Source organism: Lutibacter sp. Hel_I_33_5, from assembly GCF_007827455.1.
Taxonomy (GTDB): domain Bacteria; phylum Bacteroidota; class Bacteroidia; order Flavobacteriales; family Flavobacteriaceae; genus Polaribacter.
On record NZ_VISM01000001.1, the window covers coordinates 1,781,219 to 1,798,685 of the forward strand.

Genomic DNA, 17,467 nt, shown 5'->3' on the forward strand with positions numbered 1-17,467 from the left:
TAATCAACTTACGAAAATCCTCTCGGATTTAATTTGTCAATTATTATTTACTAAATTTAGTGCTTAAAACACGCAAATATTCTTATACAAACCGTTAGCGAAACATTCTTTTTTATTATAGAATCTTAAACCTCATACAAATTAGTTACAATTACTCCAAGATTATTTTTTAAATCAATAGCTACTAATTCTTTTACATATTTTACTTTAAAATTAAATGGAACTACTAATAAATTAATCCCACTTTGTTTTTTTAACCGAATTCCTTGTCCAGAGATAATGTCTTTATTTGGCGTGAAGTTTCCTGAAGGTAAATGCTCGGTTAGAATAATGTATCTATAATTGTATAATTTTTTTACGATATGTTGTACTTCAATATTCGATAAATGTTGTAAAACCTGCCGTATAATAACACAATCTGTCTTAGGTAAATCATCTGCTGCAATATCTAACTGTTGAAATTCTAAATTCGATTTTTTAAATATTACTTTATTTTCTTCAATAAGATCTTCAACGATGTCTACTGCTATATAGTTTTTAGTAAATTCTACCAATTCTTTACCTATATTAAAATCTCCGCAACCTAAATCACAAACAGAAAGTGGGTTTTTAAAAGAGGTTAAAAAAGATCTTACTGCGCTTAGATAAGGTTTTACAATAGTTGGATTATGAGAACCTTCTCCAGAATAAAACTTAGTATTATTAGTTCCCCAAAGGTTCATTTCATAAACTTGTTCCATCGCTTTTTTTGTTGGCCATGGTTTCTTGTTTCTTTTAAGGTTGGGAGTACTCATCATTAAAAAAGATAGTTGATTTTTTAATTATATTTCACTTTTCGTAAAACTCGCATTGCTTCTTTGTATTTTATATAGGTAGTTTTATCGTCGAGGTTTTTAATATAATTTTTAGCTTTTTTAAGTTGTTCTGGCGCGTCAAAAAATCCGTTTAAATAACAAATTAAATAGTTAGATGGCAGTCTAAAAACACCTTCCTGTTCAATGACAGAAAGCGCTATGTCATTTTCAATTTTTTTAATAATTGCATTGTTTTTATTATAAATATATTGAATATTGGATTTATCAAATTGCGGCAGTGTAAACAACAATTCTTTTACAATATCGTGCTTGCCGTTGTCCTTAAAATGAATGATTGTTTTTTCTAAAGGGTATCGTTTTTCGCTAGCATCAATTCCTAATAAAATATATTCGGTAATAATAAATGAGCTTTCGTTATAGGTAATTTGAACATCATCTAAAGAAGAAAAAAATAATCTAACTTGTTCGTTTATTAATTCAATATCTACGCGTGTAAAAAACTCTTCTTCATTAATAATTTTCTTTTTTCCTGCCCAACACAACACAAATTGCTCGTTAAAAACTTTATACTGTGGATTGTATTCTTCCTTATGATTCTTAATAAAATCGAACACGCCATTTAAAGTAAGTTCAATATTATTACTGGCGTTTTTTTCAATAGATTCAACAATAATATTGTTTGTATTTCTTAGTTCAAAATTGCTTCCCAAAAAAGGCATAGAATTACTTCCTCTTCTATAAAAAATAGTATTTCGTCTATATTTCCAAGCGTTTTTAAGTAATGATGTAACCAAATTATTTGAACTGATTGTTACCAATCCAACTACTTTATGACGCGGTAATCTTGGAAAAGGAACGTTTTCATATTGAATTTTAGGTGGGTTTTTTAAATAGGCATTTACCAAATTCTGAATCTTACTATCATCAAAAAAATCGACTCCCATAATTTTGTTTTCCTCGTCTTCTACTCCAATAACCATATAGGAATTATTGGCTGGATTAGAATTTGACAAAGCGCAAATATGTTTTAAAAATTTTGCTTTTCCTTCTTTAGAACCTAAGGATACTTTTTGCTTTTTATCATAAAAACTATTCTCATCATTATGAGAAAGTAGATTTTTGATAAGTAAGCGCTTATTAATCACAACTTACTTTTTATTGATTAAAGTAGCACTCGCTTGTGCAGTTGGATAAACGACTAAATCTTCAATATTTACATGATAAGGTCTTGTAATAACAAAATTGATAATGTCAGCAATATCTTCTGCTTGCAAGGCTTTGTAGCCATTATAAACCGTTTTTGCTCTTTCGGTATCTCCTTTAAAACGAACGTCAGAAAATTCGGTTTCTACCAATCCTGGGTGAATCCCAGCAACTCGTATGTTATATTGATTTAAATCTAAGCGCATAGACTTATTTAAGGCGTCTACAGCAAACTTTGATGCACAATATACATTTCCGTTAGCATAGACTTCTTTACCTGCTATAGAGCCAATATTTACGATAAAACCACTGTTTTCTTTTATCATTTTTGGAATGATGGCTTTAGAAACATACAATAAACCTTTTACATTAATATCTAGCATGGCATCCCAATCATCAATATTTCCATCTTGTATAGTAGAGAGTCCGTGAGCGTTACCTGCATTATTAACCAAAATATCTATCTGACTAAAGTTTTCTGGTAAACTTGCTATCGCTTTTTCTACTTGACTTCTTTTACTAACATCAAATTGCAATGTGATGACGTCTGTTAGTTTACTTAATGTGTTTTGTAAACTTTCTAATCGTTCTTTTCTGCGACCGCTGAGAATTAATCGAATCTTATTTTTTGCGAAGATTTCTGCGGTGGCTTTTCCAATTCCTGAGGTTGCTCCTGTAATAAATGCTGTTTTATTCATATTGTATATTATTGCTTAAAACCTTACCTTCTACATGCATAAAAAGGGTTCTATTTTTTCCAATTGATGGATGAATGATTTGTTATAAAAATATGAAATCAAGTGATTTAGAGTGTCTTTGTTTCTGTTAATTTTTCATCAAACTATCAACAACGAAAAAACCGCTCCTTGTGGAGCGGTTTTCGTTCAATTGGCTATTAAGAAATAACCAACCAAAAATCAACTAACCAAACTTTATTTTAAATTTCTTCTAATCTTTGTTTCTCTTTTTACCTTAGTTCGTTTTCTACCACTCTTCCTTACATCTTTTCTTAAGAATTGTATAAAATCTCTTCCTGAAAAATCATACGTGGTTTCAGAACTTATATGATATAGACGAATCTTATCATCTGTTATAACGCTTAATTCAAATTCTTCAATATCTCCGTCGTCATAATTAAGTGTTAATATTTTTAGATCTTCATAATCTTGTACATCATATATTTGATATCCTCCTACATAGTCCCACTTTAAATCTGCAATAGTTATGCCAAGATTATCTTGAGAAGAATAAAATGTTGTTATATTTTCTGGTGTAAACGCTAGATAATTCTCTTCATCAAATGCATTTGCTATACCACCAGTTGCATCTATTTTTTCCCAAGCATTAAATTCTTGTAAAAAATATTCTATATTTTCATAAAACAACTTATCATAATCAAACTCGTTTGTTTGATAGCCAATTAAATAATAGCTTACGTTTTGCGAAGCATCGTCAATTCTAATTTCATTAGCAGAAAGTTGATGTACATCAAAATTATATCCGCCATCTAAATCGTGAAAAGTTTCTAAATATCCTCTAGAAGTATTGTAATCTCCCACTAAAATACCAAGACCATTTCCAGTTCTACCAACATCAACAATGTTGTTGTTTGCATACATTCTTCCGTTTAAAAACGAAACCGTAAAGGCTTTTGATAAAAATGGAACATCTCCGTTTCCTGTAGTTCTATGATAATCGATATACCATAAATCATAATCTGAAACAACTTGTTCTAAAGAAATGTCATTGGTAACAACATCATCTAATAATACAGAACACGAGCTTAAGATTGATGTGGTAATAAATAATGTTAAAAGTAATTTTACAGTTCTCATAAGCTTAAATTTTATGGTTATGCTTAAGAGAATTCAAATTGCGTGCCAAAAATTATTGGTCGCCTAAAAAATTACGTAATTAGTTGTTATTATTGCCTTGAGGTTTTGCTGAAGGATAAAAAATTGTTCGCTGTTCTTTTAAGTGTTCTATTTTAAGATATTTTATTTTATCACCTACCATATAACTAATAACAGCCTCATTATCTTTTAATTCGAATGGAAACTTAGTTTCTGGAGCTTGATTCTTTAATTCTTTTACAGAATTTGAGTCTAATGTTAAGTCGTTATTTCTCTTTGCTGTACTAATATGACCAACTAAAATAGTCTTCCCATTACTGGTAGAAGTTTGTAATGTCCCAATTTTATTTCTAAAGAAAATTTCTTTAAAATCTGTTTTGTCATCTGCATTAAGCGCTAATTCTACTTTTATTCCACTAGCACCAGGAACTCCGCCTACCCAAGAATTAAAACTACCACTTGAAGCTTTAAAGGGTGGATTACTATCAAACTTTGTCGTTGCACATTGAGAAAATGTTAACGTTAGTATAAGTAAACTTAGATATTTCATGATTTTCATTTTTATGTTTTTTTGAGGTAGTTTCAAATGCTATGCCAAGGTAAAAAAAAAGAGCGAACCATTTGGTTCGCTCTTTAAATTAATTTTTGTTTTCTAATTCTTTATCCAAAATTACTTTAGCTCATTAAACTAGATTTTTCAAATCAAAAAGGTTTATATATTTAAATTGTTAATGGCTTTAAATCAAAAAAAAATATTATTTTTATATAATTCTTAATTATTACATATTAATTTTTAATTATTCTCTTTTTTTGAGAGACTTGTCATTGGTTTTGACAAAAAAAACGCTAGTATTAAAAAAATGAAATTACTTCACGTTATAATTTTATCCTTTTCATTCCTTGTTTGTAATGCACAAAATGCAAAAACTAATCTATCAATTAGTTTTGACAACTTAAGTATTGAAGATGCTATACTTAAAATAGAATCTCAAACAAACTATAAATTTTATTTTGTTAAAGACTGGTTGGATAAGGATATAAAAATTAATAAAAAATTTACAGATGTCTCAATTCAAAATATTCTTAAAGATATTTTTAAAGGAACATTACTTAATTTTTACATAACAAACACTACAGATATTATACTTACTAAAAATAACGCAATTCATGATATTATTCCTGATACTGAAATTTCAGATGCTTTGGAAAATAAACAAGAGGTAAACCCAATTTTTTATAATGATGACAAAAAAGTCATAGAACAAAAAGATAGTGTAAAAGAAAAACTTATAAAACTTGGAAAAGAGGAGGTAAATTCAGTTCAAAAAAAATATAAAATAAGCGGGTATATTCGTAATACAGAAAATGGCAAGCCAATAATAAACATCTCTGTTTCTGTAAAAGGGAGAGCAATTGGAACTTCTACAGATACCAATGGATTCTATGAGTTAATGCTACCTACTGGCTCTTATACTTTAGTAATAAAATCTATTAATGTTAAAACTCAAAAGAAAATACTAGTATATAACGATGGAGAAATAAATTTCAATCTGGTAGAAAAGTTTGAGGCTCTTGATGAGGTTTATATTGAAACTAAAGCAAATAGAAATGTAAAGGAAGTTATTGCTGGTGTTACTAAAATTGATGTGGAAAGCATAAAAAATATTCCTCTAGTATTAGGAGAAAGAGATATTTTAAAAGTGGCAACAACTCTGCCAGGGATAACAACAACTGGAGAAGGGTCTAATGGTTTCAATGTTAGAGGAGGTAAAACAGATCAAAACCTGATTTTACTTGACAATGCAGCCATTTATAATCCATCTCATTTCTTCGGAATTTTTTCTGCAATAAACCCCTTTACTACAGGAGAGGTAAATATTTATAAAGGTAATATTCCTTCAAAATATGGTGGGCGTTTATCTTCCGTTTTCGATATTTCTACTAAAGATGCCGATACTAAAAAAATTACTGGAGAAGTATCTGTTGGTCCCGTAACAAGTAACGTAACTGTAGAAGTTCCTGTTGTTAAAGGAAAATCAGGGTTATTACTAGGGGGCAGATCAACTTATTCGGGTTGGGTTTTAAGGTCTCTCAAAGATAAACAACTAAAAAACAGTAAGGCTTCATTTTATGATGTCATCGCTAAGTATAATCACAGCATTAACGAAGATAATGATTTGAGAATAACAGGTTATTACAGTAAAGATAGGTTTAGTATCACACCAGATTCACTTTATAGTTATAGTAACAGACTTATGTCTTTAGGGTGGAAGCACCGATTTAACGACAGACATAAAGGAGAATTAATACTTACCAATAGTCAATACCAATTTGATATAGAGTTCGATGGCGATTTTAATACAGATTTTAATTTAGGCTATAAAAACAACGAGACTGAAATTAAACTAGAGGCAAACTTTGACTATGATGATACAAAAGAGCTTAGTTATGGAATTGCATCGAAACTTTACAGTATTCATCCTGGAGAGTTTAAACCATTAAATAATGAATCAGACGTAAGCCCTATAACTCTTGATAAAGAAAAAGGGCTCGAATCATCAATATTTGTTTCTGGAAATTATGAAGTAAACGAGAAGCTTGCCTTTGATGTGGGAGCTCGCTATTCATTTTATGCATTTTTAGGCGATACCACTCAGCGAATATATGAAAGTGCGCAACCTAAGAATGTAACAAACTTGATTGAAACGCAAGATTTTGGGAATAACGAAGTTGTAAAAACCTATGGTGGTTTGGAGGGACGTCTTTCTGCTCGATATTTTTTAACAGAAGATTTTTCAGTAAAAACTAGTTATAACAACACGCTTCAATACATACATACATTATCAACAAATACAACAGTTTCGCCAACAGATACTTGGAAATTATCCGATAAAAATATAAAACCCCAGCGTGCTCAACAAGCCTCATTAGGCTTTTATAAAAACTTTAAAGAAAATCAATATGAACTGAGTTTGGAAGGTTATTATAAAACTTTTAATGATATTTTAGATTACAAGGTTGGCGCACAACTATTACTAAATGAATCGCTTGAAACAGAAGTACTTCAAGGTAAAGGAAAATCATACGGTATAGAATTCTTGATAAAAAAGAATAAAGAACGATGGAATGGATGGTTAGGATATACCTATTCAAGAACATTTCTAAAATTAGACAGTCAATTTGCAGAAGAGCGCGTTAATAATGGAAACTACTTTCCTGCTAATTATGATAAACCGCATGATTTTAGTGCGGTAATAAATTATAAATTGACCAAAAGATTTAGTTTTTCTGCCAATTTTGCCTACCAAACAGGGCGTCCAATAACTTACCCTGTAGGGGTTTACGAATTTGGAGGTTCACAGTTTACAGTGTTTAGTGATAGAAATGAATTTAGAATTCCCGATTATTATCGACTTGATCTAGGATTTAACTTTGAAGGAAATCACAAAGTTAAAAAGCTTTACCACAGTTTTTGGAACTTATCAATTTATAATGTCCTTGGAAGAAACAACCCTTATTCCGTTTTTTTTGTAACAGAAAATGGGCAGGTCAAAGCATATAAGAGTTCCATTTTTTCAATTCCGGTGCCAACATTAACATTTAATTTTAGATTTTAAAATGAAAAAACAGGTATATTTTATCATACTTTTTTTAGTAGGTGGCTTTACCTCAAAAGCACAATACATGCTGAAAAATGTAGAGGATGTAAAATGGTATAATAACATTGCGCAAGAAAAAATTTATGTGCATTACAATTCAAACCTTTTGTTGGCAGGTGAAGAATTGTTATACAAAGTTTATTGTAAAAATGCCAAAACAGATCAATTCACAACCAATAGCAAAATAGCTTATGTAGAATTGGTTGGAGAAGAAGGTGTGGTTTTTAAACATAAAATTCGTCTAGAAAGTGGTGTTGGTCAAGGGCACTTTTTTATTCCTTCAACTTTAGCTTCTAAAAATTACAAATTGCTGGCTTATACAAGATGGATGAGAAATGGAGATGGTAATCATTTTTTTAGTGCAGATATAAACATCATTAATCCTTATACTAGAATTAATTTTGATGATTCAGCACCTTTAATAAATATAAAGGCTAATAAGAACAAAAAGAATTCTAATCAAATAAACCTTACTATTAATAAAGACAGTTTAAATACCCGCCAAGAAGTTGTACTTACTATAGAAAGTTTAAATGCATCCAAAGCATTTGGAAAATATTCTATTTCTGTTAAAAAAAATGACAAGTTCCTTAGTACAATTAAACCAGATAACTCTCTTACATTTACGCGCCTTTTTACAGATTCAAAAGTAAGTAGAAAGCGAAACATTGGTGAAAAAGTATTTCTTCCTGAGTTTGAGGGAGAAATGATAACCGGAAAAGTTATAGAAAAAACATCAAAGCTGCCAGTCCCAAATGCTGAAGTTGCACTATCTATTTTAAGTAATGAAGCATGTCAAGATATGGTTTTAACCAATTCTAATGGTGTTTTCTTTTTTCATGTAAAATCAGATTACAGCTCATCCAAAGCAATGATTCAAGCACTTGGAGATAATAAACAAAATTATATTGTTGAGGTATTTAATCATCAAAAAGTTAATAAAGAAATGTTGAAATTCACTGAATTTAAAATTCATCCAACATTTAAACCAGCTATTCTACAACGTAGTATTTATAATCAAATTCAAAATGCATATCAAAACCAAGGTGTTAAAAAGAATAAAATAATTACACCCATTTACCCAAAACCCTTGTATGGAAATTATATGAAAACTTATGTTTTAGACGATTATAAACGCTTTCCAACTATTGCTGAAACCTTAATTGAAGTAGTAGAAAAAGCTTGGCATGAACGACGAAACGGTAAAACCAGATATGTAGAAATAAGAGGGCGTGAGAACGATCCGTATTTTGGAGTAAATTTACTACCAATGCTAATTGTTGATGGTGCATTAGAGGAGAATCATCAACGTTTTTTAGGTTTTAATGCAAAAAATGTGAAAACTATTTCTGTACTTCGAGACGAGTATTATTATGGAGACAGAGTATACCAAGGTGCATTACTTGTAAAAACCTTCAATGATAATTATACAAATGATCTTGAAGGTAGTTTTATAAAGAAATTCAACCTATTTAACCCTGAACTAAAAACAGCGTATTTTAATCAACTTTATCATAATAAAGAAGATTCTAAAAGAATACCTGATTATAGAACTCAACTATTATGGTTACCCTATTTTTATTTAAAAAAACAAAAAGATAAAATTCGATTCTTTACATCAGATAATAAAGGAACCTATGAAATATCATTAGAGGGGTTTACAAACGAAGGAGTTCCAATTTCTATAACTAAAAACTTTACTGTTAACTAGTATGAGAAAAATTATTATTATAAGTTTAATACTTACTTTTCTTAGCTGTGTTGAGAGAATAAACTTAATTAAAGAAACAACATTGAATAGCTTTCTTGTTGTAGAAGCTACTATTACAGATAAAATAGATTTTCAAGAAGTACACCTTAGGCGTTCTTCACCTTTAGATAGTATTCAATCTAATTTAGAAAATAATGCAACTATTAGGGTAATTGGAGATGAAGGGTCTGTTTATAGTTTCCAACAAAACGCAAATGGAGTTTATACTTCTCAAAATAAGTTTTCGGCTTCATTTGGAGTGAATTATTCTTTGGAAATTACAACACAAGATGGAAATCAATACAAATCAGAGAACTCATCTTTGACCTCAAAATCTAAAATAAAAAAACTTTATTTAAAACGCGATTTTAACGAAAAAAAGGAAGAAGGAATATCTATCTATGTTGATACTGAAAATCCTGAAAACCTGAACCAATTATTGAGGTTTGATTATCAAGAAACCTACAAAATTATTGCACCTACATACCACCCATATGAATTAATTATTCAAAATGATGATTTACCTTATTCTCCAGAAGTTTTAGCAGGTCTCACACCTAAAGAAGTAGTAGCATTTTTTGTTACCCTAGAACAAAAAGAAAAACAAGAACGTATATGTTATAATACAGTAAGATCTAAAAAAATTCAACTAGAAAACAGTAAATCTTTTGAACAAAATGTACTTGAGAAATATCGTATCAGATTTATAGATAGATTTAATTATATCATGTCTCATCGTTATAGCATATTGGTAAAACAATATACGCAATCTTCTCAAGCACACGAATATTACAAAACATTAAGACAATTTTCAGAGGGGTCTGGCAATGTGCTTTCTCAGGTACAACCTGGGTTTATCGAGGGTAATATCAAGGCTGTTAACAATCCTGATGAAAATATTATCGGATATTTTGAAGTGACATCGTTAGATGAAAAAAGAATTTACTTTAATTACAAAGACCTTTTTCCTGGAGAAGATTTACCTCCATATTACAAACCTTGCCATGGCACACATATACCAGAGTTGTATACTCGTGATCAGTTAACAGGTATTATTGATTCTTCTCCAATTCAAGAATATATAGTATGGACGGAAAATAAATATATACGCGATAACCCAGAAGATAATAATCTTAATTTTCCCTATGTAATGACAACTATTCCAGCTTGTGGTGATTGTACAGTATTAGGTAAAAATAGTGTTCCTGATTTTTGGCAAGATTAATAAAACGTTAGTAAAAAAACTAATATGAGAAAAATTATTATTATAAGTTTAATACTTACTTTTCTTAGCTGTGTTGAGAGAATAAACTTAATTAAAGAAACAACATTTAATAGCTTTCTTGTAGTAGAAGCTACTATTACAGATAAAATGGATTTTCAAGAAGTACACCTTAGGCGTTCTTCACCTTTAGATAGTATTCAATCTAATTTAGAAAATAATGCAACTGTTAGGGTAATTGGAGATGAAGGTTCTGTTTATAGTTTCCAACAAAACGCAAATGGAGTGTATACTTCTCAAAATAAGTTTTCGGCTTCATTCGGAGTAAATTATTCTTTGGAAATTACAACACAAGATGGAAATCAATACAAGTCAGAGAACTCATCTTTGACCTCAAAATCTAAACTAAAAAACCTTTATTTAAAACGCGATTTTAACGAAAAAAAGGAAGAAGGAATTTCTATCTATGTTGATACTGACAACCCTGAAAACCTGAACCAATTATTGAGGTTTGATTATCAAGAAACCTACAAAATTATTGCACCTACTTACCACCCATATGAGTTAATTATTCAAAATGATGATTTTCCTTATCCAATAAGAGTTTTAGCAGGTCTCACACCTAAAGAAATAGTAGAATTTTTTGTTACCCTCGAACCAAAAAAAAAACAAGAACGTATATGTTATAATACAGTAAGGTCTAAAAAAATTCAACTAGAAAACAGTAAATCTTTTGAACAAAATGTACTTGAGAAATATCGTATTCGATTTATAGATAGATTTAATTATATCATGTCTCATCGTTATAGCATATTGGTAAAACAATATTCTCAATCTCCTCAAGCACACGAATATTACAAAACATTAAGACAATTTTCAGAAGGGTCTGGCAATGTACTTTCTCAAGTTCAACCTGGATTTATCGAGGGTAATATCAAAGCTATCACCAACCCTAGTGAAAATATTATTGGATATTTTGAAGTAGCATCATTAGATGAAAAAAGAATCTACTTTAATTACAAAGACCTTTTTCCTGGAGAAGATTTACCTCCATATTACAAACCTTGCCATGCCACACATATACCAGTTTTGTTTACAGTTGATCCGTTTACAGGAGAAATTGTTGGTTCTCCAATTCAAGAATACATAGTATGGACGGAAAATAAGTATATACGTGATAACTTTGATAACCCACAAGATATTAATGTAAATTTACCCTATGTAATGACAACTATTCCAGCTTGTGGTGATTGTACAGTATTAGGTAAAAATAGTATTCCAGATTTTTGGCAAGATTAATAAGACGTTAGTAAAAAAACTAATTTAAAAAAAGCTAGAAAATGAATCAAAATAGTAGTTTTTAGATTCAAATAAAACAACAATACCAAGATAAATATACAGAGCGAACCAAATGTTTCGCTCTGTATATTTATTGTTCTATGTTTTGTTACCTTTAATTATTCAAAGCTTCCGCTCCACCAACAATTTCTAAAATCTCATTGGTAATTGCTGCTTGACGTGCTTTGTTATACGTTAATAATAACTCATCACGTAATTCTGTAGCATTATCTGTTGCTTTATGCATTGCTGTCATACGTGCCCCATGTTCTGATGCAAAACTATCTCTAATAGATTTATATAACTGAGTTTTTAAAGACTTAGGAATTAACGCTAAAACAATTTCTTCTTTAGATGGTTCAAAGATATAATCAGAGTTTGTAATTGCTTCTCCGCCTTCAATTGGCTTTATAGGTAAAAACTGCTCTACTTGTGGTATTTGTGTAGCTGCATTTTTAAACTGATTATAGACAATCTCAATTTTATCGTAAGATCCATCTACATATAAATCCATTAACTTTTCAGCAATTACAGCAACATTATCAAACGTTAAATCGTCATAAATATCATTTCTGTTTTCTATAACACTAAGCTGTTTCGCTAAAATAGCCTCTCCTTTTTTTCCAATAGCAAATAAATCTACAGTAGTATCTGAGTATTTTTCTTCAATAGTTTTAAGTACTTCTTTTGTGATTGATGAATTGAATCCACCACACAATCCTCTATTTGAAGTTACTACAACTAATAAAACCTTTTGTATTTCTCTTTGTGTTGAATATGCGCCACCAGCATCACTATCTAATGTAGCGCTTAAGTTTTGCAATAATTCTGTAAGCTTAGACGAATACGGACGCATTGCTGTAATTGCATCTTGCGCTTTCTTTAACTTTGCAGCCGATACCATTTTCATGGCAGAGGTAATCTGCATCGTAGATTTAATAGATGTAATTCTGTTACGTATTTCCTTTAAGTTTGCCATTGTTTAGGTGTTAGTAATTAGTAATTAATTTTTAGTAAATGTCTAAAAACTATAGACTAACGTCTTTTTTTATGCAAATTTTGCTGAAATCTCTTTCGCTGCTTCTCCTAATGCTTTAGTTACTTCATCAGTTAATTTACCTGACTTTAAGGTATCTAAAACGTCTCTATGTTTTGCGTTTAAGTAAGAAATAAAATCTTTCTCAAATTCTTTTACTTTCTTAACTGGAACATCTTTTAACAAGTTTTTAGATCCTGCATAAATAATTGCAATCTGATCTTCAACCGTAAAAGGATCATTTTGTGCTTGTTTTAAGATTTCAACATTACGTTGTCCTTTAGAAATTACATTCATTGTAGCTGCATCTAAATCAGATCCAAACTTTGCAAATGCTTCTAATTCTCTAAACTGAGCTTGATCTAATTTTAAAGTACCTGATACTTTTTTCATGGATTTAATCTGTGCATTACCTCCAACACGAGATACTGAAATACCTACGTTAATTGCTGGTCTTACACCTGAGTTAAATAAATCTCCATCTAAGAAAATTTGTCCATCAGTAATAGAAATTACGTTTGTTGGAATATATGCTGAAACATCTCCTGCTTGTGTTTCAATAATTGGCAATGCAGTTAAAGAACCTCCACCTTTAACAATTCCTTTTAAAGAATCTGGTAAATCGTTCATTTCGCTTGCAATCTTATCGTCATTAATCACTTTTGCAGCACGCTCTAATAATCTTGAGTGTAAATAAAATACATCACCAGGATATGCCTCACGTCCTGGAGGTCTTCTTAATAATAATGAAATCTCACGGTATGCTACGGCTTGTTTAGATAAATCATCAAAAACAATTAAAGCTGGTCTTCCAGAATCTCTAAAATACTCTCCAATTGCTGCTCCAGCAAACGGTGCATATACTTGCATTGCTGCAGGATCTGATGCATTTGCTGCAACGATTGTTGTATAAGCTAAAGCGCCTTTTTCTTCTAACATGTTTGCAATAGCTGCAACTGTAGAAGCTTTCTGACCGATAGCAACATAGATACAAAATACTGGCTCACCAGCATCGTAAAATTCTTTTTGATTTAAGATAGTATCTAAAGCAACTGTAGATTTACCTGTCTGACGGTCTCCAATAATCAACTCACGTTGACCTCTTCCAACAGGGATCATTGCATCAATAGATTTAATACCTGTTTGTAATGGCTCTGTTACAGGCTCACGATAAATTACACCAGGAGCTCTACGCTCTAAAGGCATCTCATACGTTTTCCCTTCAATAGGACCTTTTCCGTCAATTGGACTTCCTAAAGTATCTACAACTCTACCTACAATTCCTTCTCCAGCTCTTAAAGAAGCAATACGCTCTGTACGTTTTACTACAGAACCTTCTTTAATTGAAGTAGAAGCTCCTAATAATACAACACCTGCATTATCTTCTTCTAAGTTAAGTACAATACCTTCTAATCCGTTTTCGAATTCTACTAATTCTCCGTATTGAACGTTTGATAAACCGTAAACACGAGCAATACCATCACCTACTTGTAAAACGGTACCTACTTCGTTTAATGAAGCTGATGCTTCAAAATTTGTTAATTGTTGCTTTAAAATTGCTGAAACTTCAGCGGGTTTAATTGCTGCCATCTTGTATTATTTGATGTATAATTAAATTTTTGGAATATAATGACTATTGTCAAATTCCTTTCTTAATTCGTTTAAATGATTAGAGATACTTGCGTCGTATTGCACATCTCCAACACGTAATATAAATCCACCTAAAATAGCTGGATTAATTTCGTTTTCTAAATTTGCCTTTTTGCCAGTTAATGCTACTATTTTAGCTAAAACTTTCTCTTCTATTTCTTTTGTTAAAGAAACAGCAGTAGTAACTTTTGCTACTTGCATATGCTTAAGAAAATCATATATTATTGAATATTGCTTTGCAATAGACTCTAACATTGCTATTCTTTTATTTTCTTCTAATAAATTAAAAAGACCAAGCGAAATAGTATCTACTTTATCTGAAAACAACCCTCTTAAAACATTCATTTTATCTGAAGTTTTAATTACTGGGCTTTTTAACACTACTTCTAATTCGTCATTTTCTGCTATAGTAGACACAATTAATTTCATGTCTGCATCAACTGCAGTTTCAGAATTTGAATCTTTTGCAAGATTTAAGATTGCTTTTGCGTAACGTAATGCTGCTCTAGCGTCTTTCATGTTTCTTAATTTAAAGTAACTTCTTCTAACATTCCTTCAACTAATTTAAGTTGATCGTCTTTAGAAGTTAATTCTTTTTTAATCACAGATTCTGCAATACCAATAGACAAATCTGCAACTTGCTTTTTTAATTCTGCTAAAGCAGCTTGCTTTTCTTGTTGAATTGATGCTTGCGCTTTTTCAATTAAACTAGTAGTCACTTCTTTTGCCTCATCTTTTGCTTCTGCAATAATGCTTTCTTTAATCTCTCTAGCTTCTTTTAACATTGCGTCTCTTTCGATTCTAGCTTCTTTGATTAATTTTTCATTATCTGCAGTTAAGTTTTGCATTTCTTTTTTCGCTTCTTCAGCAGATGCTAAAGCATCTTTAATACTTTTTTCACGATCGCTTACTGCGCCTAAAATTGGTTTCCATGCAAACTTTTTTAAGATAAACAATAAACATAAAAATGTTATTGCTGTCCAAAAAATAAGTCCTAACCCAGGAGTAATTAAATCCATTTCTTTATTTTTTTTAAACTTAAATTTTAAAAACACAGAAGTAACCAACCGTTACTTCTGTTGTTTTTTTGTAATCCTTAAACGATTAAAGCTGCAACAACGCCAAATAACGCTACTGCCTCTACGAAGGCTGCTAAAATTAATGCAGAAGATTGAATCTTTCCGTGCATTTCTGGTTGACGTGCCATTGCTTCCATAGCAGATCCACCAATTTTACCAATACCAATACCAGCTCCAATAGCTGCTAAACCAGCTCCAATTGCTGCAATTCCAGTAATAGTCATAGTTTCAAAATTTAAATTAATTAATGATGTTGTTCTTCAGTTGCCATACCAAAATAAAGTGCAGACAATACTGTAAAAATATATGCTTGTATTGCAGTTACTACAATTTCTATAATTCCAATAAATAATGAGAAAGCTACTGAAACTGGAGCGACTGCTATTGTTTTAAATATAAATATTAAAGACATTAACGCTAATATAATTATATGACCTGCTGTAATATTAGCAAACAAACGAATCATTAACGAAATTGGCTTTGTAAAAATACCAATGATTTCTATTGGCATTAAAAATATTTTCATTGGTACTGGTACTCCTGGCATCCAAAAAATGTGCTTCCAGTAATTTTTGTTTCCACTTAAAGTTGTAATTATAAAAGTGAAAACAGCTAATGTTAATGTAAAAGCAATATTACCACTTACATTGGCTCCATTTAAAATTGGAATTAATCCAAAAATATTATTGATCCAAATAAAGAAAAATACCGTTAATAAATAAGGCATATACCTTTTATACTTCTGTTCACCTATCATAGGTATACCTATTTCATCTCTAACAAAGACAACTAAAGGTTCAATATATTTAGCGATTCCTGTAGGAACACCATCTTTAGATTTTCTATAGGATTTAGCTGTAGCTAAAAATATTAACAACAATACTAAGACAGAGATCCACATCATAAAAACATTTCTAGTGATAGAAAAATCAAGTGGTATTTTAGCATTTGTAGGGTGATGATCAGCATCAAAAGCAACAGTTGTTGCTCCTTCGTTTAACTGATATATTTTTTCGTGAAATTTTACGAATTTACCTCCGTTTGTTTCAACAATTGTATGCCCTTCGTCATCATGGTGAAATTCACTAGACATAAAAGTTGTTAAACCATTGTCAGTCCATAAAATAATAGGTAAAGAAAGAGAAACTGGTTTTCCTTTCCAATCCAACAAATGAAATTCATGAGCATCTTTTACATGATGTAGAATCATAGATTTTGCATCAAAATTCTTTGTCTCAGGTTCTTGATCTTTGTCAGATGCAAATCCATTTAAAGAATATGCTAAAAATAGCACTGAAAAAAGTACGTTTTTAATAGTATTTAATGTCATTGAGAATGTATTAAAACCCTGCTTAAAATTCGGTGCAAATGTAAGGACATTATCTTAATTGACAAACAATATTTTAAAGATTGTCTTCAAAGTTAATTAGCATTAAAAAAAAAGGCTGAAAAAGGTGTTTTTAATCTTTTTTTTGTAAAAACTTAGTGATCGAAAAAACTTCAAAAGCAAGAAGTAAAAAGTAAGGTATAAAGAAGTTAAAAACGTCTGGCTGCTTGTTTTTAACTTCAGAAAGTAACAGAGGTAATAAAAAAAGAATTACAAACACCATTTTTAAAAGTGTTCCAATCATAAAAACATTAAATATTTCAGTTTTTCCATGTGAATATTTATTATTAATTAAACTATATAATAAATAGGTAATTACTATATGAAAAACATAAATCTGCCAAAGTGGAAAGAAAAAAGCTGTTTTACTAGCAAAATGATGTAATAAATAAGAATGAACAGCTAATAGTAATCCTGCTACTATGATAAGTTGAATTAAAAAACTTACTTGTCTTTTTACAAAATCTGGATTCAT

16 protein-coding genes are annotated in these 17,467 nt (G+C 30.3%); 4 read left to right on the forward strand and 12 right to left on the reverse strand.

The genetic code is table 11. The annotated features are described in order from the left end of the window. Positions 1–125: 125 nt before the first annotated feature. The 5 genes from OD91_RS07905 to OD91_RS07925 all read right to left on the reverse strand — a co-directional run bounded on the left by OD91_RS07905 (position 126) and on the right by OD91_RS07925 (position 4,421). Positions 126–794 (reverse strand): class I SAM-dependent methyltransferase, encoded by a 669-nt coding sequence (locus OD91_RS07905; RefSeq protein ID WP_370511744.1) that lies wholly within the window; start codon positions 792–794, stop codon positions 126–128. Between the two features lie 23 nt (positions 795–817). Then, positions 818–1,960 carry an ATP-binding protein gene (locus OD91_RS07910; protein ID WP_144895846.1) on the reverse strand — a complete coding sequence of 381 codons (1,143 nt, stop codon included), beginning with the start codon at positions 1,958–1,960 and terminating at the stop codon, positions 818–820. Positions 1,961–1,963: 3 nt separating this feature from the next. Then, a complete protein-coding gene (locus tag OD91_RS07915) occupies positions 1,964–2,716 on the reverse strand; it encodes an SDR family NAD(P)-dependent oxidoreductase (protein WP_144895847.1) in 753 nt (250 codons plus the stop codon). 234 nt (positions 2,717–2,950) lie between these two features. Next, positions 2,951–3,853, reverse strand: coding sequence for a hypothetical protein (locus tag OD91_RS07920; RefSeq protein ID WP_144895848.1), 903 nt, complete (start codon positions 3,851–3,853; stop codon positions 2,951–2,953). Positions 3,854–3,932: 79 nt separating this feature from the next. Then, positions 3,933–4,421: a hypothetical protein gene (locus OD91_RS07925; RefSeq protein ID WP_144895849.1), complete on the reverse strand. Its 489-nt coding sequence runs from the start codon at positions 4,419–4,421 to the stop codon at positions 3,933–3,935. 310 nt (positions 4,422–4,731) lie between these two features. Between OD91_RS07925 and OD91_RS07930 the strand changes: the two genes are divergently transcribed. The 4 genes from OD91_RS07930 to OD91_RS07945 all read left to right on the forward strand — a co-directional run bounded on the left by OD91_RS07930 (position 4,732) and on the right by OD91_RS07945 (position 11,801). Beyond that, positions 4,732–7,488 carry a TonB-dependent receptor gene (locus OD91_RS07930; protein ID WP_144895850.1) on the forward strand — a complete coding sequence of 919 codons (2,757 nt, stop codon included), beginning with the start codon at positions 4,732–4,734 and terminating at the stop codon, positions 7,486–7,488. 1 nt (position 7,489) lies between these two features. Further along, positions 7,490–9,241: a hypothetical protein gene (locus OD91_RS07935; protein ID WP_144895851.1), complete on the forward strand. Its 1,752-nt coding sequence runs from the start codon at positions 7,490–7,492 to the stop codon at positions 9,239–9,241. A gap of 82 nt (positions 9,242–9,323) precedes the next feature. Next, entirely contained in the window at positions 9,324–10,505 is a 1,182-nt protein-coding gene (locus OD91_RS07940) for a DUF4249 domain-containing protein (RefSeq protein ID WP_222428674.1), read from the forward strand. 24 nt (positions 10,506–10,529) lie between these two features. Beyond that, a complete protein-coding gene (locus tag OD91_RS07945) occupies positions 10,530–11,801 on the forward strand; it encodes a DUF4249 domain-containing protein (protein ID WP_144895853.1) in 1,272 nt (423 codons plus the stop codon). Between the two features lie 154 nt (positions 11,802–11,955). On the opposite strand, the gene atpG is transcribed toward OD91_RS07945, so the two are convergent. The 7 genes from atpG to OD91_RS07980 form a co-directional block, all read right to left on the reverse strand. Then, positions 11,956–12,819, reverse strand: coding sequence for an ATP synthase F1 subunit gamma (gene atpG, locus OD91_RS07950; protein ID WP_144895854.1), 864 nt, complete (start codon positions 12,817–12,819; stop codon positions 11,956–11,958). 69 nt (positions 12,820–12,888) lie between these two features. Beyond that, on the reverse strand, positions 12,889–14,466 hold the full coding sequence (gene atpA, locus OD91_RS07955) for a F0F1 ATP synthase subunit alpha (RefSeq protein ID WP_144895855.1): 1,578 nt from the start codon (positions 14,464–14,466) through the stop codon (positions 12,889–12,891). 21 nt (positions 14,467–14,487) lie between these two features. Continuing rightward, positions 14,488–15,045, reverse strand: coding sequence for an ATP synthase F1 subunit delta (gene atpH, locus OD91_RS07960; RefSeq protein ID WP_144895856.1), 558 nt, complete (start codon positions 15,043–15,045; stop codon positions 14,488–14,490). A 5-nt stretch (positions 15,046–15,050) separates the two neighbouring features. Then, entirely contained in the window at positions 15,051–15,545 is a 495-nt protein-coding gene (locus OD91_RS07965) for a F0F1 ATP synthase subunit B (RefSeq protein ID WP_144895857.1), read from the reverse strand. Positions 15,546–15,622: 77 nt separating this feature from the next. Further along, a complete protein-coding gene (gene atpE, locus OD91_RS07970) occupies positions 15,623–15,829 on the reverse strand; it encodes an ATP synthase F0 subunit C (protein WP_144895858.1) in 207 nt (68 codons plus the stop codon). A gap of 20 nt (positions 15,830–15,849) precedes the next feature. Beyond that, positions 15,850–16,935, reverse strand: a complete 1,086-nt coding sequence (atpB, locus tag OD91_RS07975; RefSeq protein WP_144895859.1) for a F0F1 ATP synthase subunit A — start codon at positions 16,933–16,935, stop codon at positions 15,850–15,852. Between the two features lie 130 nt (positions 16,936–17,065). Further along, positions 17,066–17,467, reverse strand: a complete 402-nt coding sequence (locus OD91_RS07980; RefSeq protein WP_144895860.1) for a hypothetical protein — start codon at positions 17,465–17,467, stop codon at positions 17,066–17,068.

Coding starts and splice junctions, on each gene's coding strand:
- OD91_RS07920 (WP_144895848.1), bottom strand. CDS start 3,853: ATGAGAACTGTAAAATTACTTTTAACATTATTTATTACCACATCAATC.
- atpA (WP_144895855.1), bottom strand. CDS start 14,466: ATGGCAGCAATTAAACCCGCTGAAGTTTCAGCAATTTTAAAGCAACAA.
- OD91_RS07945 (WP_144895853.1), top strand. CDS start 10,530: ATGAGAAAAATTATTATTATAAGTTTAATACTTACTTTTCTTAGCTGT.
- OD91_RS07980 (WP_144895860.1), bottom strand. CDS start 17,467: ATGAATCCAGATTTTGTAAAAAGACAAGTAAGTTTTTTAATTCAACTT.
- OD91_RS07965 (WP_144895857.1), bottom strand. CDS start 15,545: ATGGATTTAATTACTCCTGGGTTAGGACTTATTTTTTGGACAGCAATA.
- atpE (WP_144895858.1), bottom strand. CDS start 15,829: ATGACTATTACTGGAATTGCAGCAATTGGAGCTGGTTTAGCAGCTATT.
- atpB (WP_144895859.1), bottom strand. CDS start 16,935: ATGACATTAAATACTATTAAAAACGTACTTTTTTCAGTGCTATTTTTA.
- OD91_RS07915 (WP_144895847.1), bottom strand. CDS start 2,716: ATGAATAAAACAGCATTTATTACAGGAGCAACCTCAGGAATTGGAAAA.
- OD91_RS07905 (WP_370511744.1), bottom strand. CDS start 794: ATGAGTACTCCCAACCTTAAAAGAAACAAGAAACCATGGCCAACAAAA.
- atpH (WP_144895856.1), bottom strand. CDS start 15,045: ATGAAAGACGCTAGAGCAGCATTACGTTACGCAAAAGCAATCTTAAAT.
- atpG (WP_144895854.1), bottom strand. CDS start 12,819: ATGGCAAACTTAAAGGAAATACGTAACAGAATTACATCTATTAAATCT.
- OD91_RS07930 (WP_144895850.1), top strand. CDS start 4,732: ATGAAATTACTTCACGTTATAATTTTATCCTTTTCATTCCTTGTTTGT.
- OD91_RS07935 (WP_144895851.1), top strand. CDS start 7,490: ATGAAAAAACAGGTATATTTTATCATACTTTTTTTAGTAGGTGGCTTT.
- OD91_RS07925 (WP_144895849.1), bottom strand. CDS start 4,421: ATGAAATATCTAAGTTTACTTATACTAACGTTAACATTTTCTCAATGT.